The organism is Kitasatospora sp. NPDC097605, from assembly GCF_040302725.1.
GTDB lineage: Bacteria > Actinomycetota > Actinomycetes > Streptomycetales > Streptomycetaceae > Kitasatospora.
Genome location: NZ_JBEOSF010000010.1, coordinates 12,080 through 30,529, shown reverse-complemented (window position 1 = coordinate 30,529; position 18,450 = coordinate 12,080). Strand labels below are relative to the sequence as shown.

Genomic DNA, 18,450 nt, shown 5'->3' with positions numbered 1-18,450 from the left:
CTTGACAGCCCCTGGGGCCCGGCGTAGCAAGAGAAGATGCGCGAGGGTGTGCCGGCGGACCCGCCCGGTCCGCGACCGAGCGGCGGCGGTGCCCGGGCGGTGCGACCCGATCCGCACCGCCCGCGCGAGCACGCCGCGCTGCCCCCCGAGGAGCAGGCGGTCCGCGACCGGGAGGCCCTGCTGACCTCCGCCGTGCGCACCGTGCTCGGCGGCACCGACGCGCACGGCGCGACCCTCCACCTGCGCTCCCGCGACCGCCGCTCGCTCGTCCTGTGCGCCGTCGCGGGCGTGCCGCTGTCGGTCCTCGCCCCGTTCCGCCGGATCGCCGCCGCCGGGCCGCTGCCGGTCGCGGTCGGCTACCGCACCGGCCGCACGGTGCTGCTCGCCGACACCGAGGACACCATGCGCCGCTTCCCGCAGCTCGCCCTCGGCCTGCCGTACGACTTCGCCTCCGCCTGGGTCCCGGTCCGGGCCGGCGGGGAGACCTACGGGGTGCTGGGCGTGCTCTGGCCGGCCTCCGGCGACGGCGTGCCCGAGGGCGCGCGCCGCCACCTGCGGGCGGTGGCCGACCGGCTGGCCGGCGGACTCGCCGGGCTGGAGGAGGCCGGCCACCCGGTGGAGCCGAACGGCGAGACCACGGTCGTGGAACTCACCCCGCCGTCCGCGCCGACCACCCGGGTGGGTCTGTTCGAGTGGGACGTGCTGGCCGGCACGGTGACCGCCGACGACCAGTTCTGCGAGATCTTCGGCCTCGCCCCCGGCGACTTCGACGGCCGCGCCGACACCCTGTCCGCCCGGATCGCCCCCGGCGACCTGCCCGAGTTCCGGGCCGCCGTGCGGGTCGCCCTCGACGGGGACCGGGTGCTCGCCGCCCGGCTGCGGGTGCTGGACCGCGACGGCCACCCCTATCCCGTCGAGCTGTGGGCCCGGGTGCCGCACGGCCGCCCGGCGCAGTGGGGCCGGCTGGTCGGCGCCGTCCTCGACACCCGGACCGGCACCGCCGCGGCCGCCGCCGTGGAACGCCTGCGCGACGGCGTCTTCTCGCTCGACCCCGACGGCCGGATCACCTACGCCAACCACAGCGTCGAGCTGCTGCTCCAGGCCCGCCGCGAGGACCTGGTCGGCCACCACCCGTGGCAGGTGCTGTCCTGGCTCTCCGACCCGGTGTACGAGAACCGCTACCGGGCCGCGCTGCTCTCCCAGCGGCCCACCGCGTTCCTCGCGCTGCGCCCGCCGGACAACTGGCTGGCGTTCTCGCTCTACCCTGACGCGCACGGCGTCACCGGCCGGGTGGTCGCCGCCGACCCGCCGCCGGACGCGCCCGCGCCGCCCGCCGAACCCGCCCCGCCCGGCACCTGGACCGGTCTCGGCGTCATGTACCACCTGCTCCAGCTGGCCAGCGCGCTGAGCGAGGCGGTCACCGCCCGCGAGGTGTTCCGGGCGGTGGCCGACGAGATCCTGCCGGCGCTCGGCGGGCAGGAGCTCGCCATCTACGCGGTGCGCGACAAGCGGCTGCACCTGGTCTCGCAGGACGGCTACCCCGACGGCTTCCTCGACCGCTTCGAGGGCATCCCGGTCGGCGCCCGGGTCCCCGGCGCGGAGACCATCAGCAGCGCCGCCCCGATCTTCTTCGAGTCCGTCGACGAACTGGCCGCCGCCTACCCCGAGCTCACCCTGGACGACATGGGGGCGTGGGCGTTCCTGCCGCTGATGGCCTCCGGCCACTCGGTCGGCAGCTGCATCCTCGGCTTCGACCGGCCCCGGGTCTTCACCGTGGAGGAACGCGGCCTGCTCACCGCGCTGGCCGGCTTCATCGCCCAGGCGCTGGAGCGCGCCCGGCTGTACGACGCCGAGTTCACCCTGGCCCGCGGCCTCCAGCAGGCGCTGCTCCCGCACCGGCTGCCGCGCCTGGAGGGGGTCCGGATCGCGGCCCGCTACCTGCCCGGCACGCGGGGCATGGAGATCGGCGGCGACTGGTACGACGCCATCGTCACCGGCCGTGACCTCTGCCTGGTGATCGGCGACGTCGAGGGCCACAGCGTGAGCGCCGCCGCCACCATGGGCCAGCTGCGCAGCGCCGTGCGCGCCTTCGCCACCGGCGGCCACCCGCCGCACGAGGTGCTGGCCCGCACCAACCAGCTGCTGCTCGACCTCGACCCCGGGCTGCTCGCCAGCTGCTGCCTGGTCCGGCTCACCCCCGGCGAGGGCACCGCGCTGGTCGTCCGGGCCGGCCATGTGCCACCGGTGCTGCGCCGCCCCGACGGGCGGGCGGAGGCGCTGGAGGTGCCGGGCGGTCCGCTGCTCGGCGTGGACGAGGCGGCCGCGTACCCGGTCAGCCCGCTGACCCTGGAGCCCGGCTCGGTGCTCGCGCTCTACACGGACGGCCTGGTCGAGGACCCGTCGGCGGCCATCGACGAGGGGGTGGAGCGATTGTGCGCCGCCCTCGCCGGCCCGGACGCCGGGTGGCTGGCGGCCGAGGGACCGGACGGGCTGGCCGAGCGGGTGCTGCACGAGCTCGGCTCGACGCACCGGGTGGACGACATCGCGCTGATGCTCACCGCCTACCGGTGAGCCGGCGCCGGTGCGGCGCGGGAGCGACTTTCGTCGGCCCCGGCCGCGACGAACGGTGGCGGTGCCCGGCCCGGCCGTTTCGTTAGCCTCGACGGGTGGACGTCATAGCAAGAGCCTGGTCGAAGGCGGTACGGACGGCGCTGCCCGGACCCTGGCGGGTCGGGACGGTGCTCCGCGAGGTGGCGGGAGCGCTGCTGCTCGGCGGGCTCGGCGCGCTGATCGAGGTGGCCAGCCACACCGGCCTGGCGCTGCCGATGGGCCCGCTGGTGGCCGTCCTCTTCCTGCTGCGCCGCGGCCTGCCCGCGACCGTGCTGGTGCTCACCGCGGTGGCCGCCGGCTTCGGCGGCGGACCGCTGCCGCTGCTGATCTGCGCCGGCTGGTCGGCCGGGGCCCGGGTGCGCCGGGTCGCCGTGCTGGCCGGCTCCTTCACCGGCGGCTGGGTGCTGATGACGCTCATCGGGGTGGTGAAGGACGCGGCGCAGGTGCCGCCGAAGCTCATCATCGGGTTCTCGCTGGGCGGCTTCCTGCTGCTCGCGGTGCTGCCGGCGCTCTGGGGCCGCTACCGGGCGCAGCGCCGGGCGCTGCTGGACGCGCTGCGCGAGCGCAACGAGCAGCTGATGCGCGAGCGCGCGATGGTCGCGCACCAGGCGCGGCTGCGCGAGCGGCACCGGATCGCCCAGGACATGCACGACAGCCTGGGCCACCAGCTGGCCCTGATCTCGGTGCACACGGGGGCGCTGGAGGTCGACCGGACCCTCACCGACCGGCAGCGCGAGGCGGTCGGGGTGCTGCGGCTGGCGGCGGTCGCGGCGATGCGCGAGCTGCGCGAGGTGGTCGGGGTGCTGCACGACGAGTCGACGGCGGCGCCGTCCGCGCCGGGGGCCGGCGCGGGTGCGCCGGCGGGCGGCTCGCCGGCGGCGGGGGCCGGGGCCGGGGGCGCCGGGACGGGCGGGGTGGACGGGATCGACGGGCTGGTCGCCTCCTCGCGGGCGGCGGGCACGGTGGTGTCGCTGGCCCGGGACGGCGAGCGCCGCGCGCTGAGCGCGTCCGCCGGTCACGCGGCGTACCGGGTCGTTCAGGAAGCGCTCACCAATGCGCACAAGCACGCCCCCGGCGCGCCGATCACGGTCGCGCTCCGGTACGAGCCGGACGCGCTGGTGGTCGAGGTGGTGAATCCGGCGGCGCCCGAGCCGGTGGGGGTGCGCCCCGGTGGCGCGGTGGCGGCGGTCAGCGGCGGCCAGGGGCTGACCGGTCTGCGCGAGCGGGCCCGGCTGGTCGGCGGCATGGTGCACGCCGGGCCGACGGCCGAGGCCGGGTTCCGGCTGGCGGCGGTGCTGCCCTACCAGGGCGTGGAGTCCGGGGCGGGCGCCGGGAGCGCGGCCGCGGCCGCCGGCGTGGACGGCGCGTCGGGCGCGGAAGGGGCGTGGGGCGCGGAGGGGGCGCCCGGGTGGGCGCTCGACGGCGTACCGCCGGCCGGCCCCGCGCCGGCGCGGCGGCGGAGTCCGGCGATCGGCTGCGCGATCGGTGGCGTCGCGGTGCTGCTGGTCCTCGTCGGCCTGCTGGTCTGGGGCGTCGTCGGGGTCATCCGCTCCGCCCAGGACTCCACGATGCGGCGGGCGGTGTACGAGGAGGTGCGGCTCGGCACCCCGGAGGAGGAGGTGAAGCGGCTGCTGCCGCCCGGCAGTGACTTCTTCACCCAGAGCCTGCGGGGCACCGGCCCCACCCCGCCGGCCGGGTCGGTCTGCCACTACTTCCTCTCCGACGACCAGGCGGGCGGCAGCTGGGACGAGGACACCGTGATCCGGTTCTGCTTCAAGGACGGGGTGCTGGTCGACAAGCAGCTGTACCAGGCGAAGCAGTGATCCACGGGGGTGTGAGGATGGTCCCCGGCGGCACCGGCCGGTCCGCTGCCACACCGTCAGGACCAGTACAAGGGGATGACCAGCAGTGATCCGAGTCCTCGTCGCCGATGACGAGCCGCTCATCCGGGCCGGGATCAGGATGATCCTGTCCTCCGCCGACGACATCGACGTGGTGGCGGAGGCCGCCGACGGCCGGCAGGCGCTGGAGCTGGCCCGCGCGCACCGGGTGGACGTCGTCCTGCTGGACATCCAGATGCCGGTGATGGACGGGCTGACGGCGCTCGCCGAGCTGCCGAGGGCCGCCCCCGGCGCGCGGGCGCTGATCCTCACCACCTTCGGGGAGCGCGAGAACGTGTTGCGCGCCGTGAGCGACGGTGGCGCGGGCTTCCTCCTGAAGGACACCGCGCCGGGGGAGCTGATCCAGGCCGTCCGGGCGGCCGCCACCGGGCACGCGTTCCTGTCGCCCGCCGCGACCCGGCACATCGTGGACTCGCTGGCCGGCGGGCGGTCCGGGCCGGCCGCGGCGCGCGGGGCGGACGCCCGGCGGCGCCTGGAGGTGCTGACCGAGCGCGAGCTGGAGGTCCTGGCCCTGCTCGGGGAGGGTCTGTCCAACGCGGACGCCGGCGCCCGGATCCACATGAGCGAGGCGACGGTGAAGACGTACGTCAGCCGGATCCTGGCCAAGCTGGGGTGCGACAACCGGGTGCAGGCAGCGCTGCTGGCCCGGGACGCGGGGCTGGACGGCGCCCGCTGAGGCGCTTTGACGGCCCGTTCGCTCCGTGCGCGGACGGGTCGTGTGCCATGCGCTGAGCGATTTTTTGGTGACGCTCGGTAGTGGGAGTGGTGAACACCACACGGACGGCGGATGGAATCGGGAACTCCGATTCACCCGGTGACGGCGCGTCAGGTGGCCGTAGCGATTTGTCGACGACGGGGGTGTGATCCCGGTCGATCGGGTGTGAGTGAGGGCACGGAAATCGACCGTTTGGGCCGGGAAATGCGGCCAAAGCCGGTCGTTTCCCGGTCGATTACATGATCGATACCGCCGGTAACGGTCAACTGACCTGCGGCGTCCAAGAATTGCTTGATGCGGCCCGGCGGCCGCCCTTAGCTTCATTGGCGGTGCAACGAGCACCACCCGGGATCACCCCCGACGCACCGTCCGCCGACTGACCACCGGCGCGAGGGCGGTGCCCGTCGACGCGACCGGCTCGGACAGGCCGTCGGCGAGCGGAGGGTGGCTGCGGCGGCACGGCACGTCGGACACGTGCCCGGCCGCCCGTCGAGTGAGGGAGCGACAGCCGGCCCCGGCAGGGGTCCGGTTCCGCGTGCCCTGCCCGGGGCTTGTCGAGAGGACTTCCATGGATCCCCGTCACGAGACCGCCGCTTCCACCACCGTCGACAGCTCCACCACCGGCACCAACGGCATTGCCAAGCGCAACCGGGTCCGGCTGGCTGTCGTGGCGGGCGCCGTCGTGGCGCTGCCGGTGGCCGGCCTCGTCACGGCCACCTCGGCCTCCGCCGCCCCCGCCTCCTCCTGGGACACCGTCGCCCAGTGCGAGAGCGGCGGCAACTGGAGCATCAGCACCGGGAACGGGTACTACGGTGGGCTCCAGTTCAACCCCTCCACCTGGAAGGCGTACGGCGGCACCGCGTACGCCCCGCAGGCCCACCAGGCCAGCCGGGCGCAGCAGATCGCCGTCGCCGAGAAGGTCCTCGCCAAGCAGGGGCCGGGCGCCTGGCCGGTCTGCTCGGCGAAGGCGGGCCTCAGCCGGGGCGGCGCGCCGGCGGCCGTCGCCGACGAGCCCGCCCCCGCGCCGCAGCCGGCGAAGCAGCAGCCGGCGAAGCAGGCCCCGGCCAAGGACCCCGGCCAGGGCCAGAAGGCGACGCCCCGCAAGGCGCCGGCCGCCCCGGCCCAGACCCCGCCCCAGGGCGCCGCCAAGCCCGCCGCGCCCGGCAAGAACGCCGCTGCCGGCGGTTACACCGTCAAGAGCGGTGACACGCTGAGCGGCATCGCGGCCAAGTTCGGCCTCAGCCCGGCCGCGCTGCACGCCAGGAACATCAAGGCGATCGGCACCAACCCGAACCTGATCTTCCCGGGCCAGACCCTGTCCTTCTGACGCCGGCTCCGTGGCGCCATCCGCACTCCCCGGCACCCCCTGCCCGGGGGCCCGCACGGCCACCCCCGCCCCCGGGGGGTGGCCGTGCGGCGTGTCGCGGGAGGCCGGACGGCGTGTCGAGGCGGTAGTTGAAGGTTGAACGCGACGTCCGAATACCGCCGGACCCGCGGGCCGCGCGGGCCGAGGATCGAGTCATGTCCGCGAACGACCCGAGGAGTTCTGACGATATGACGACGACCACGCTCGCGAAGCTCGACGGCAAGGTGGCGCTGGTGACCGGCGGCAGCCGGGGCATCGGGGCGGCCGTGGCGCTGCGGCTCGCCGAGGACGGCGCCGATGTGGTGGTGACCTACCTGGGCAGCGCCGAACGGGCCGAGGCGGTCGCGGCCAAGATCACCGCGATGGGCCGCCGCGGCTGGGCGGTCCGGGCCGACAGCGCGGACCCGGAGGAGGTGCGGGCCGCCGTCGAGGCGGTCGCCGAGCGGTACGGGCGGCTCGACATCCTGGTCAACAACGCCGGGGCGGGCTACATCGGCCCGATCGAGGAGACCGGCCTGGCCGACGTCGACCGGGTGCTGGAGGTCAACGTCCGGGCGCCGTACCTGTACGCCCAGGCCGCCGTCGCCCACCTGACCGGGGGCGGCCGGATCGTGACCATCGGCAGCTGCATGGCCCAGCGGGCCGCCTTCCCCGGCGGCAGCCTCTACGGGACCAGCAAGGCGGCGGTGATCGGGCTCACCAAGGCGCTGGCCCGCGAGCTGGGCCCGCGCGGGATCACCGTCAATGTGATCCACCCCGGCCCGATCGACACCGACATGAACCCGGCGGACGGCCCGTCGGCCGACTTCCAGTCCGGCTTCACCGCGCTCGGCGGCTTCGGCCGGCCGGACGACGTCGCCGCCACCGTCGCGCACCTGGCCGGCCCCGAGGGCCGCTACATCACCGGCGCCGAGATCGCCGTGGACGGTGGCTTCGCCGTCTGACCCCGGCACGCCGTCGGCCGGCCCGGGGTGTTGCTCCGGGCCGGCTGTCGGTGCCTCCGTCTACGATCGGCCGGTGCGTCCCCGACGACGGAGGAGTGGTGCGTCATGACCGGAACGGAAGACCCGATCGAGCTGCTCGCCCGTGCGCTCGCCCAGACGGCCGGGCTGATCGACGGGGTCGGCGCCGAGCTGGCCGGCCACCCGACGCCCTGCCGGTCCTGGGACGTCGGCCGGTTGATCAGCCATCTGCTGCACGACCTGCGGCAGTTCACCGTCCGGGCGGAGGGCGGCGCGCCCGACTGGTCGCTGCCCTTCGAGCGGGTCGAGGACGACTGGCTGCACCGCTTCGAGGCCGGTGCCGAGCGGCTGGTGGCCGCCTGGCGCGAGGCCGGGGACCTCGACGGCGTCATCGAGGTCCCCGGCGTCGGCGAGCTGCCGGCCCGCTTCCCGGTGGACCAGCAGATCGCCGAGTTCGCCGTGCACGCCTGGGACCTCGCCCGCGCCACCGGTCAGTCCACGGCCGGGCTGGACCACGAGGTGGCCGAGGCCTCGCTGGCCTGGGGGCGCGGCGCGCTGCGCCCGGAGTACCGGGGGAGCGAGGAGGAGCAGCACGCCTTCGGCCCGGAGGCCGCCGTCGCCGGCGACGCGCCGGTGTACGACCGGCTCGCCGCCTTCTTCGGCCGCGACCCCGGGGCGGCCGGGTAGTTCCGGCAGCCGTGAACCGTCAGTCGTGAGCCGTGAGCCGTCAGCCGCGGCTCCAGACGAAGGAGATCTCCGGGTAGCGGGGTGACGGCGCGTTCAGCAGGGGGGACGGGCGGCCGCGCAGGAAGCGGTCGAAGTGGGCGCGCACATAGGTGCGGGTCAGCTCGGTGGCGCGGGCCGGGGCGATGGTGCCGAGCAACTGGGCGGCGACATCCGCCGGCAGGTGGTCGGCGAGGTGGCCCGGGCCGGCGGCGTAGGGCAGGTCGGTGCAGCTCAGGTGGCCGGAGTCGCGCTGCAGCAGCTGGCGCCCCCAGCCGCGCTGGTGCTCGCGCCAGCGCTGCCAGGTCTCGTGGTCGGCGAGCGTGGTGAGCAGCAGGAACGGCCGGTCCAGCCCCTCGTCCGGCACCGGTGAGCCGAAGAAGCCGCCGTCCAGGTTGAGCCCGGCCGCGAACCGCGGGTCCTGCCGGACCGCTTCGGCGGCGGCCGAGCCTCCCATCGAGTGGCCGAGCACGCCGATCCGCCCGGGGTCGGCGCAGGGCAGCCCGGCGCGCCGGCGGGGCGTCCGCCCGGTGGTCAACTCCGTGGCCACGAAGCGGAGATCGGCCGCCCGGGTGCTGATCTCCTTGCGCTCGGTGGCGCCCCAGTCGGCCGGGTCGTCCGCCAGCACACTGCGCACCAGCCGGCCGTCCGGGAACTCGACGGCGGCGGCGTCGTAGGTGTGGTCGATCGCCGCGACCAGATAGCCGTGCGCCGCCAACTCCTCGGCCAGCGCGGTGCAGTTGCTGCGCCCGCCCTTGCGGCCGTGGCCGAGCAGCAGCAGCGGCGGCGCCCCCGGGGCGGCCGGGGCGCCGAGCCGCGCCGTCGGGCGCAGCCGGGCGATGGTGCCCGGGTCCAGCAGGGCGCCCTGGTCCAGCGCGTCCGCGACGCGCGCCGTGGTGTACGGCGCGCGCGGGCGCCCGGCGGCGCCGAGCGCGGGGTACCAGAGCTGCACCATCAGCTCCCGGGGCGCGGGCACGGGGGCGAACGGGTCCTGCCGGTCCTCGTCGACGAGGTGCAGCGACACCGTGCCGACGGTCCGCCGCACGGTCGGCGCCGGCAGGTCGATCGGCGTGGCGGGTGTCGCGGCGGGTGGTGCGGAGGACGGCGCGGGGGCGGGCGCGGCGTGCGCCGTCGTGCCCGGCAGTGCGAGCGCCGCACCGCCCAGTCCCGCGAATGTGAGCAGCGAACGGCGCCCGAGCATGGCCATCCACCCTTCGGTTCATCGGATGTGATGACACCTCACCCTAGGTGGAACGGGCCTGCCGGGGATAGGGGCCGCTTGTGCGGGCGGCGCTCAGGCGGCGGTGAGGGCGAGGCGGATCCAGCGCTGGGCCTCGGCGGTGGCGCGGTCGAGGGCGAGCGCTCCGGGCGCGGTGGCGGCCTGGACGACCAGGCCCTTGAGCAGGCCGACCACCGCCGTCGCGGCCGCGTCCGGGTCGACCCCCGCCCCGACCTCGCCGTCGGCCGCGCCCTGGCGCACCACCTCGGCCACCCAGTCGCGCATCCGGGCGTCCAGCCGGGCCACCGCGTCGGTGAGTTCGGAGGAGCCGGCGAGGGCCTCGGCGCCCAGCACGACGAAGGCCCGGCCGAGGTCGGTCGGGTGCCGCACGCCGTCGAGGCAGGCCTGCGCGAAGGCGCACAACTCCCGCACGGCGCCCGCGCCGCTGCGCTCCGGCGCGGCGGCGGCCATCGCCTCGGCGAGCGCCTCCTCCTGGAGCCGGGCCAGCAGGGCGCCCTTGGAGCCGAAGTAGTGCGAGGCCAGGCCGCGGCTGAAGCCCGCCTCCTCGCCGACCCGGGCCAGGGTCACCCCGGCGCTGCCGTGCTCGGCGACCAGGCGCGCGGCGGCGGCGAGCAGCGCGTGCTCGGCCCGCGCGCGCCGCTCGGCCTGGGTACGGCGCGCGGGCTCGGGGGAGGGGACTGTCGGGGAAACGTGCGTGGGCATACCACCATGCTAGGGTGGAACTTGCTTGTTGAACAACAAGTAAGTTTGGATGGTGCGGCCGCCGACCGTGCCACCCCCTGTGGAAGGGAACCGGGATGACCGCCACGATGCTCGCCGGCCGGCTCGACGTCGCGAAGGGCGCCTTCGCCGTGGAGGAGGTTCCGGTGCCCACGCCGGGGCCGGGCCAGGTCCTCATCAAGGTCGGCGCCGCCGGCGTCTGCCTCTCCGACGTTCACCTGATCGAGGGCATGCTCAAGCCGCTGCACCTGCGCGGCGACAAGGTCACCCTCGGCCATGAGGTCGCGGGCACCGTGCACAGCCTGGGCGAGGGCGTCGCCACCGCCGCCGTCGGCGACCGCGTGCTGCTCCAGGCCGGGGAGACCCGCGACGGTGTCGTCCTCACCCGGGGCGTCGACTACGACGGCGGCTGGGCCGAGTACGCGCTGGCCACCGCCGACACCCTGGTGCCGATCCCCGACGACCTGCCGTTCGAGCAGGCCTGCTTCATCCCGGACGCGGTCTCCACCCCCTGGGCCGCGATCACCGGCACCGGAGCCGTCCGGCCGGCCGAGGCCGTCGGCGTCTGGGGCGTGGGCGGTCTGGGCGCCCACGGCGTCCAGCTGCTGCGCGCCGTCGGCGCCCACCCGATCGTGGCGGTCGACCCGCTGCCCGCCGCCCGCGAGCGCGCGCTCGCCTTCGGCGCCGACGCCGCGCTCGACCCGGGCGACCCGGCGTTCGCCGACCGGCTGCGCGCCGCGACCCGCGGCCGTCCGCTGGCCGCCGCGTTCGACTTCGCCGGGGTGGCCCCGGTCCGCGAGCAGGCGATGGCCGCGCTCGGCGAGCAGGGCCGGCTGGTGCTGGTCGGCCTGACCGACAAGCCGCTGACCGTCACCAACGGCACCCTGGTCAGCTACCTGCGTCAGCAGATCCGCGGCCACTACGGCTCGGAGGGCAAGGACGTCGTCGACCTGGTCGACCTGGTCCGCGGCGGTCGCCTGGACTTCTCCCGCTCGGTGAGCGGCACCTTCCCGCTGCCCCGGGCCGCCGAGGCGGTCGAGGCCCTGGAGCAGAAGAAGGGCGACCCGATCCGGCTGGTCCTCACCCCCTGACCACCGGGGTGGCGTAGCCTCCCCCTTGGTGCAGGACGCACCAAGGGGGAGGGCGTCGGATGCTCGGGTGGTGGTTCGTGGTCACGGCTCCGGCCGTGGGGGAGGGTGAGGGCGAGGTCCTCGCCAAGTGGGAGACCGGCCTCGGCGGCCTCGACTGGATCGCCGGCCTGGCCGGGGCCGGGCGGGCCGAACAGCTGCGGTTCGACGGCTACCCCCTGCGCTACACCGTCCGGGCCGGCGACGTCCTGCCGCTGCTCGCCGACGGCTCGGTGTTCGACACCGGGCACCGGCCGCACGAGCTGGACCCCGAGCGGATCGCCGCCTGCCCGCCGGACGCGCTGCTGACCGTCGACGCCTGGGACCAGTCCTGACGCGGGTCAGCTCCCCGCGGCGGTGCGGGCGGCGGCGCGCTTGATGGCCTCGCGGATCCGGGGGTAGCTGCCGCAGCGGCAGACGTTCTGGATCCGGTCGATGTCGGCGTCGGTGGGCTTCGGGGTGCGGCGCAGCAGGGCGACCGCCGTCATGATCTGGCCGGGCTGGCAGAAGCCGCACTGGGCGACGTCGCACTCCAGCCAGGCCTCCTGGACGGGGTGCAGGGTGTCGCCGTCGGCGAGGCCCTCGATGGTGGTGACCCGGCGGTCCGCGCAGTCCCTGACCGGCACGATGCAGGGCTGGAACTCCTCGCCGTCCAGGTGGCTGGTGCAGGAGCGGCAGACGCCGACCCCGCAGCCGTACTTGGGGCCGGTGACGCCGAGCTTGTCGCGCAGCACCCAGAGCAGCGGCATGTCGTCCGGTGCCTCGACGGTGACCGGTCGGCCGTTGAGGACGAAGGTGTGGCTGGGCATGGGGGCGCGTTTCCTCGGGTCTGGCGGGCGGGGGGAGGTGATGCGGGCTCAGAAGTTGATCGGGAAGGAGCGCGGGCCGGTGCCGGTCGCCCGGGCGTAGGCGTTGGCCACCGCGGCGGAGGCCGCGGGGACGCCCAGTTCGCCCGCGCCGCCCGGCGGTCCGCTCGGCGGCAGCAGGTGGATCTCGACCACCGGCGGGCTGTGCTTCTGCCGCGCGTAGTGGAAGTCGCCGTAGCTGCCCTCGCGCACGGTGCCGCGGTCGATGTGGTTGCCGGCCTGCAGGATCACCGAGATGCCGTCGATCAGCGCGCCGGTCAGCTGGGCCTCCAGGCCGGTCGGGTTGATCACGGTGCCGAGGCCGGCGGCGATCACGGCCTTGGTGACCCGGGGCTGGGCGGGTTCGGAGGCGTCGAGTTCGACCAGGTAGGCGGTGCGGCCGCCGTTCTCGGCGTGGTAGCCGACGCCCTGGGCGTGGCCCGGCGGCATGGCGCGGCCCCAGCGGCCGGCCCGGGCGACGGTGTCGAGCACGGCCCGGCCGGCCGTCTCGCGCACCCGGGCGCGGCGGAAGGCCACCGGGTCCTGGCCGAGGCGACGGGCCAGCTCGTCCACCATGATCTCGTCGGCCACCCGTACGGTGCCGGAGTAGACGGAGCGCCAACTGCCGGTGGGGATGTCCAGCGGGACCTCGGAGAGCACCTGGGTGGGGATGCCCAGGTCGTACGGGTTGTTCTGGCTGAGCAGGAAGAACGCCTGGGCCACCGACAGCCCGGCGAGCTGGAGCTGGAAGCCGGCGGCGGTGAGCGCCTCGCCGAGGCCGTGGCCGAAGTCGGTCCGCACGGTGGCGGCGCGGTGCTCGTAGCCGAGCACCTGACCGAGCCCGTAGGTGGCGCGGATCCGGTGGTGGGTGGCGGGGCGCATCCGGCCGTGCCGCATGTCGTCGTTGCGGGTCCACATCAGTTTGACCGGACGGCCGGCCGCCCGGGAGATCCGCGCGGCCTCCAACGCGGCGTCGTAGAACAGCCGCCGGCCGAACGATCCGCCGCCGCGCACCACGTGGACGGTCACCGCCTCCTGCGGCATCCCGAGTTCGGCGGCGATGGTCTGCTGCGCGACGATCGGCGTCTGCGCGGCGAACCAGAGCTCGGCGCGGTTCGGGCGGACGTCGGCGACCGCCGTCAGCACCTCCATCGGCGCGTGGTTGACGAAGGCGAAGTCGAACTCGCCGTCGACGTACGGGGTGAGCGGGGGCACCAGGAACGGCGCGTGGGCGTCGCGCAGCCGCTTCCTGATGTCGGCGTCGGAGAGCGCGGCGACCGGGCCGGGGTGCCAGCTGGTGCGCAGCGCGTCGCGGGCCCTGAGCGCCTGGTCGAACGTTTCGGCGAGGACGGCGACGCCGCTCGGGATGGTCACCACGCCGAGCACGCCGGGCATGGCGCGGGCGGCGGAGGCGTCCAGGGTGGCCAGGGTGCCGTTGATGGTGGTGGGGCGGGCGACGACGGTCGGCACGGCGCCGGGCACGGCGAGGTCGCCGGCGTACATGGCGCGGCCGGTGACGATGTCGCGGGCGTCGATCCGGCCGGTGGGGCGGCCGATCACCCGGCGCTGCTCGGCCGGCTTGGGGGTGGCGGGCACGGCCGGCACCGCGATCGCGGCGGCCGCGGCGGCGAGGTCGCCGTAGCCCACCCGGCGGCCGTCGGGGGCGAGCACGGCGGAGTCGGCGGTGCGCAGGGTGCCGGCCGGCAGCGACCAGTGCCGGGCGGCGGCGGTGACCAGCCGGGCGCGGGCGGCGGCGGCCACGGCGCGCACCGGGTCGTACAGCGTGCGGACCGAGTTGGAGGCACCGGTGAGCTGGTTGAACAGCAGGTCCGGGCGGCTGTCGGAGAGCGGCACGTCGACGTCGGCGAGGCGGGCGTCGAGCTCCTCGGCGACCATCATCGCGACCGTGGTGGTGAGGCCCTGGCCGACCTCCAGCCGGGGCAGGTGGAGGACGGCGCGGCCGGCGGCGGTGATCTCCAGGACGAGCAGGTGCGCGGTGGGCAGGCCGGCGACCTGGAGCGCCTGGCCGAGGTCGACGATGTCGGGGATGCCGGGCAGGCCGAGCAGCGGCGAGGGGGCGGCAGCCGGGCTTCCGGCGGCCGGGGCTCCGGCGGCCTCGGCGGCCCGGGCGGCGGTGGGCGCGGCGGCGTCGAGTCCGGCCCGGGCAGCGACGGTGAGGGTCGGCGCGGCGAGCAGGTAGGTCAGGAAGCGGCGGCGGGCGGTGCCGGCGGACCGCGGCTCGGGGGCGGCGCCCGTGCCCTCTGCGGGTGCGATGGAGGTGCTGATGGGAGAGCCCTTCTCGCCGGGTGACGGCTCCCGCCGGGCGGGAGCCGCGAGGTCCCGCCCCGGTGCCGGACGGCGCTCGCGGGGCGTGCACGTTCTGGTCGTGTTCACGATCGCGAACGAGAACGCGGTCGAGCATAGGAGGGCCCTACTGGCCGGTCAACACGCCGTTCCGGGGCGGGATCGGACAGCTGAACGGTCGGCGGACGGGACGGACACGGAGGGCGTGGAAGAGGCCGGGTACGGCGGGAGGTGCCGCCGTCCGGGGGACAACTGCCCCGGGGGCGCGCGCCCGGCCGAGGGGGCGGACGGGGGCACGGCCCGGCGCCGAGGGGTGTTCCGGGCGCCCCGGTGGGGCGAAGTGGCCCACGATCACGGGTTATTACTGGCCCTCACGAATGGTCCGCCGGTGATCGAGACCGGGGGTACCGCCCCACCCATCACCCAGGGAGAACCGTGCCGCTCCGCCCCCGCCCCACCTCCTCGACCCAACGCGCTCGCGCCGGCGAGGGTGGTGGTGGCCTCCTTCCTGACGGCCCGTTGCTTCCTGCCGTTCCTGGCCGGGGCGCTCACCGAGGTGTGCTGAGCGAGGTGTGCTGAGCGGGCGCCGGGTGGTTCGGGCCCGGACGCAAGCCCCGCCCGGCCGGGCCGCAGGATCCCGGCCGGACCGCCCGCGAGCCGCCCAGGGGCGTGCCAGCTCATACGGTGAATGGTGATCTTCAGCCATCGGCCGCACTGTTTCCCGTCAATCGGCCCCGGGAAAAGCGGATTGACGCCCATTCGGGCCATCCTCGCGAGAATCTCCGTCGCACACGTCTTCCCCTGTTGATCGCGGCCTGACAGGCTGTCCGGGTTTGCAGAACCGGAGGAGGTTTCGTGTCCCGTATCACCAGCGCGGCACTGGCGGTCACCAGTGCGCTCGCCCTCGTCGCCGGCTCGGCCGCCGCGGCCGTCGCCGCACCGGACCCCGGCCCGGCCGCCGAGGCCAAGGTGGCACCGGTCGACTGGAAGCCGTGCAACCCCGACCCGAGCCAGCCCGACCCGAAGATCTACGACTGCGCCGTCTACCAGGTGCCGCTCGACTACGACCACCCGAAGGGCGAGAGCATCGGCATCGCGATGATGCGCCGCCGCGCGAGCGACCCGGCCAAGCGGATCGGCTCGCTCTTCCTCAACCCCGGCGGCCCCGGCGGCAGCGGCTACCTCTGGGCGACCACCACCCGCTTCGGCAAGGACGTCCAGGACCGCTTCGACCTGGTCGGCTTCGACCCGCGCGGCGTGGCCCGCAGCAACCCGCTCAAGTGCTTCACCACCGACGAGGAGGCCGCCTCCGTCAACGACCGGATGACCGGCGTCCCGGTGACCAAGGCCGAGATAGCGCAGACCATCGACGCCACCGAGGACTACACCGACGCCTGCTCGCGCAACGCCGGTCCGCTCATCGAGCACATGTCGACCATCAACGTGGTCCGCGACCTCGACCGGATGCGCCGCGCCGTCGGCGACGCCAAGCTCAACTTCGCCGGCTTCTCCTACGGCACCCTGATCGGCGCCACCTACGCCGGCATGTACCCGGACAAGGTCCGCGCGCTGATCGTCGACGGCAACGTCGACCCCAACCTGCGGATGCACAACGGCGTCGAGTACGACCGCCAGCGGGCCACCGGCTTCGAGGTCGCCCTCGCCGAGTACCTCAAGCGCTGCCAGAGCGCCGGCGCCCCGCGCTGCGCCTTCGGCGACGGCGACACCCGCAGCAAGTTCGACGCGATCCGCGACCACCTGCGCACCGCCCCGGTCACCCTGCCGGACGGCACCCAGGTCACCCTCTCCAGCTTCACCAGCCAGGTCGCCAACGCCCTGTACTCGCAGAGCCGTCAGGCGCCGCTCGCCAAGTCCCTCCAGGCGCTGCACCAGGTGATCCAGGCCCCGGCCGCCGCCCAGGGCCTGGTCGCCCCCGCCCCGGTCGACCCGGCCGCCGTCGAGGACGCCAAGGTGCTCGCGACGACCGTGCCGAACGCGCTGCGCGAGGCCCTGCCGGAGACCCCGTACACCGCCGACGACTCCTACTACGGCGTCAACTGCCAGGACAAGCCGTACCCGTCCAACCCGTGGTCCTTCGTCAACGTGGCGAAGAAGTGGGAGAAGGAGTCGCCGACCTTCGGCCGCTACCAGGCCTTCGACGGCCCGACCTGCTCCACCTGGCCGGCCCCGGCCCGTGACGCCGAGCGCTTCACCGGCCCGTGGGGCAAGAAGACCGCCAACCCGGTGATGGTCATCGGCAACCTCTACGACCCGGCCACCAACTACACCTTCTCCCAGCGCATGCAGCGCCAGCTGGGCAACGCGGTGCTGGTCTCGGTCGACGTGGTCGAGCACTGCGCCGTCGGCCGGAGCAAGGAGCTGGGCAAGCTGGTCACCGACTACCTGGTGAACCAGAAGGCCCCCGCCCCCGGCCAGCTGCTGAAGCCGGACGTCGAGGCGTTCCCGCCGGTCGCCTGACGCCCGACCTTCCCGGAACAGAACGGCCCGCTCCCGGCAACAGCCTTCCGGGGGCGGGCCGTTCGGCCTTCACGACGGATCTCAGAGCTCGTCGAGCGGAACGGACGGGTCGGCCAGCGCCTTCACGTCCACCGGCCGCCCCGAGCGGACCAGCTCCCGGATCGGGTCGGTGACGTCCCAGACGTTCACGTTCATGCCCGCCAGCACCCGGCCCTCGGACAGCCAGAAGGCGATGAACTCGCGGGTCGCCGGGTCACCCCGGAACACCACCCGGTCGTAGCCGCCCGGCTCCACCCAGCCGACGTACTCCATGCCCAGGTCGTACTGGTCGGTGAAGAAGTAGGGGACGCGGTCGTACACCGCGTCCTCGCCGAGCATCGCCCGGGCCGCCGTCTGCGGCTGGTTGAGCGCGTTCGCCCAGTGCTCGACCCGCAGGTGCCGTCCGAACAGCGGGTGGTAGGCGTTGGCGACGTCGCCCGCGGCGTGGATGTCCGGGTCCGAGGTGCGCAGGTGCTCGTCGGTCTTGATGCCGTTGTCGACCTCCAGGCCCGCCGCCTCGGCGAGCGCGGTGTCCGGGGCGATGCCGATGCCCACCACCACCGCGTCCGCCGCCACCGTCGTCCCGTCCGCCAGCCGCACCCCGGTCACCCGGCCGTTCTCGCCGGTCAGCTCCGCGACCTGTACGCCGAAGCGCAGGTCCACCCCGTGGTCGCGGTGCAGATCGGCGAAGACCTGCGCCACCTCGCGGCCCAGCACCCGCAGCAGCGGCAGCTCGGCCGCCTCCAGCACGGTCACCTCGGCGCCCGCCGCCCGGGCCGCGGCCGTCGTCTCCAGCCCGATCCAGCCCGCGCCGATCACCACCACCCGGGCGCCCGCCCGGAAGGCCTCGCGGATCCGCTCGCTGTCCTCCACCCGCCGCAGGTAGTGCACGCCCTCCTGCCCGGCCCCGGGCACCGGCAGCCGGCGCGGCACCGAGCCGGTGGTCAGCAGCAGCTTCGCGTACTCCACCCGCCCGTCGTCGGCCAGCGTCACCGTGTGCGCGGCCGGGTCGACGGCGACCACCGGCGTGCCCAGCCGCAGCGTCACGTCGTGCTCGGCGTACCACTGCGGGGGGTGGACGTAGATCTTCTCCCGGGCGGACGTGCCGAGCAGATAGCCCTTGGACAGCGGCGGGCGCTCGTACGGGCGCTCGTGCTCGTCGCCGATCAGCACGATGCCACCCGTGTACCCCGCCTCGCGCAGCGCCTGCGCGGCCTTCGCGCCGCCGAGGGAGGCGCCGACGATCACGATGGGGCGCTCCCGCCCGCCGCCGTCGTTGCCCGTGCTGTCCGTGCTCATGGTGAACTCCTCGCTCTCCGGCGGAAACCACGGACAGCCTGCCGCCGCCCGGCGGGGCTGTCGAGACGGCGTCCGGCGCGCCGCGACGGCTCCCCCGAACGGGTGACAGGAGGGGACCGCG

General features: G+C 75.3%; 14 protein-coding genes. 9 read left to right on the top strand and 5 right to left on the bottom strand.

The window, feature by feature from the left end; translation table 11 throughout:
- The first annotated feature begins 36 nt into the window (after window positions 1-36).
- The 6 genes from ABTX81_RS13870 (at window position 37) to ABTX81_RS13845 (ending at window position 8,241) form a co-directional block, all read left to right on the top strand.
- Window positions 37-2,571 carry a SpoIIE family protein phosphatase gene (locus ABTX81_RS13870; protein ID WP_350544228.1) on the top strand — a complete coding sequence of 845 codons (2,535 nt, stop codon included), beginning with the start codon at window positions 37-39 and terminating at the stop codon, window positions 2,569-2,571.
- A 95-nt stretch (window positions 2,572-2,666) separates the two neighbouring features.
- Entirely contained in the window at window positions 2,667-4,433 is a 1,767-nt protein-coding gene (locus ABTX81_RS13865; RefSeq protein ID WP_350544226.1) for a sensor histidine kinase, read from the top strand.
- A gap of 85 nt (window positions 4,434-4,518) precedes the next feature.
- Complete coding sequence (locus tag ABTX81_RS13860; RefSeq protein ID WP_350544223.1) at window positions 4,519-5,187, top strand: response regulator; 669 nt, start codon at window positions 4,519-4,521, stop codon at window positions 5,185-5,187.
- A gap of 607 nt (window positions 5,188-5,794) precedes the next feature.
- Window positions 5,795-6,553 carry a transglycosylase family protein gene (locus ABTX81_RS13855; RefSeq protein ID WP_350544222.1) on the top strand — a complete coding sequence of 253 codons (759 nt, stop codon included), beginning with the start codon at window positions 5,795-5,797 and terminating at the stop codon, window positions 6,551-6,553.
- A 227-nt stretch (window positions 6,554-6,780) separates the two neighbouring features.
- Window positions 6,781-7,536 (top strand): SDR family NAD(P)-dependent oxidoreductase, encoded by a 756-nt coding sequence (locus tag ABTX81_RS13850; protein WP_350544220.1) that lies wholly within the window; start codon window positions 6,781-6,783, stop codon window positions 7,534-7,536.
- A gap of 105 nt (window positions 7,537-7,641) precedes the next feature.
- Window positions 7,642-8,241, top strand: coding sequence for a TIGR03086 family metal-binding protein (locus ABTX81_RS13845; RefSeq protein WP_350544218.1), 600 nt, complete (start codon window positions 7,642-7,644; stop codon window positions 8,239-8,241).
- Between the two features lie 40 nt (window positions 8,242-8,281).
- Here the strand turns inward: ABTX81_RS13845 and ABTX81_RS13840 are convergent, their stop codons facing one another.
- Window positions 8,282-9,478: an alpha/beta hydrolase gene (locus tag ABTX81_RS13840; RefSeq protein ID WP_350544216.1), complete on the bottom strand. Its 1,197-nt coding sequence runs from the start codon at window positions 9,476-9,478 to the stop codon at window positions 8,282-8,284.
- 93 nt (window positions 9,479-9,571) lie between these two features.
- Window positions 9,572-10,219, bottom strand: a complete 648-nt coding sequence (locus ABTX81_RS13835; RefSeq protein ID WP_350544214.1) for a TetR/AcrR family transcriptional regulator — start codon at window positions 10,217-10,219, stop codon at window positions 9,572-9,574.
- A 95-nt stretch (window positions 10,220-10,314) separates the two neighbouring features.
- Between ABTX81_RS13835 and ABTX81_RS13830 the strand changes: the two genes are divergently transcribed.
- Window positions 10,315-11,328, top strand: coding sequence for a zinc-binding dehydrogenase (locus ABTX81_RS13830; protein ID WP_350544212.1), 1,014 nt, complete (start codon window positions 10,315-10,317; stop codon window positions 11,326-11,328).
- A 59-nt stretch (window positions 11,329-11,387) separates the two neighbouring features.
- Window positions 11,388-11,699: a hypothetical protein gene (locus tag ABTX81_RS13825; RefSeq protein WP_350544210.1), complete on the top strand. Its 312-nt coding sequence runs from the start codon at window positions 11,388-11,390 to the stop codon at window positions 11,697-11,699.
- A gap of 6 nt (window positions 11,700-11,705) precedes the next feature.
- Here the strand turns inward: ABTX81_RS13825 and ABTX81_RS13820 are convergent, their stop codons facing one another.
- A complete protein-coding gene (locus ABTX81_RS13820) occupies window positions 11,706-12,173 on the bottom strand; it encodes a (2Fe-2S)-binding protein (RefSeq protein WP_350544208.1) in 468 nt (155 codons plus the stop codon).
- Window positions 12,174-12,221: 48 nt separating this feature from the next.
- Complete coding sequence (locus ABTX81_RS13815) at window positions 12,222-14,603, bottom strand: xanthine dehydrogenase family protein molybdopterin-binding subunit (protein WP_350544206.1); 2,382 nt, start codon at window positions 14,601-14,603, stop codon at window positions 12,222-12,224.
- 765 nt (window positions 14,604-15,368) lie between these two features.
- On the opposite strand from ABTX81_RS13815, the gene ABTX81_RS13810 reads away from it, so the two are divergent.
- Window positions 15,369-16,991, top strand: a complete 1,623-nt coding sequence (locus ABTX81_RS13810; RefSeq protein WP_350544204.1) for an alpha/beta fold hydrolase — start codon at window positions 15,369-15,371, stop codon at window positions 16,989-16,991.
- A gap of 81 nt (window positions 16,992-17,072) precedes the next feature.
- Here the strand turns inward: ABTX81_RS13810 and ABTX81_RS13805 are convergent, their stop codons facing one another.
- Complete coding sequence (locus ABTX81_RS13805) at window positions 17,073-18,329, bottom strand: NAD(P)/FAD-dependent oxidoreductase (protein ID WP_350544202.1); 1,257 nt, start codon at window positions 18,327-18,329, stop codon at window positions 17,073-17,075.
- Window positions 18,330-18,450: the final 121 nt, after the last annotated feature.

Coding starts and splice junctions, on each gene's coding strand:
- ABTX81_RS13855 (WP_350544222.1), top strand. CDS start 5,795: ATGGATCCCCGTCACGAGACCGCCGCTTCCACCACCGTCGACAGCTCC.
- ABTX81_RS13835 (WP_350544214.1), bottom strand. CDS start 10,219: ATGCCCACGCACGTTTCCCCGACAGTCCCCTCCCCCGAGCCCGCGCGC.
- ABTX81_RS13840 (WP_350544216.1), bottom strand. CDS start 9,478: ATGCTCGGGCGCCGTTCGCTGCTCACATTCGCGGGACTGGGCGGTGCG.
- ABTX81_RS13820 (WP_350544208.1), bottom strand. CDS start 12,173: ATGCCCAGCCACACCTTCGTCCTCAACGGCCGACCGGTCACCGTCGAG.
- ABTX81_RS13830 (WP_350544212.1), top strand. CDS start 10,315: ATGACCGCCACGATGCTCGCCGGCCGGCTCGACGTCGCGAAGGGCGCC.
- ABTX81_RS13845 (WP_350544218.1), top strand. CDS start 7,642: ATGACCGGAACGGAAGACCCGATCGAGCTGCTCGCCCGTGCGCTCGCC.
- ABTX81_RS13850 (WP_350544220.1), top strand. CDS start 6,781: ATGACGACGACCACGCTCGCGAAGCTCGACGGCAAGGTGGCGCTGGTG.
- ABTX81_RS13825 (WP_350544210.1), top strand. CDS start 11,388: ATGCTCGGGTGGTGGTTCGTGGTCACGGCTCCGGCCGTGGGGGAGGGT.
- ABTX81_RS13805 (WP_350544202.1), bottom strand. CDS start 18,329: ATGAGCACGGACAGCACGGGCAACGACGGCGGCGGGCGGGAGCGCCCC.
- ABTX81_RS13870 (WP_350544228.1), top strand. CDS start 37: ATGCGCGAGGGTGTGCCGGCGGACCCGCCCGGTCCGCGACCGAGCGGC.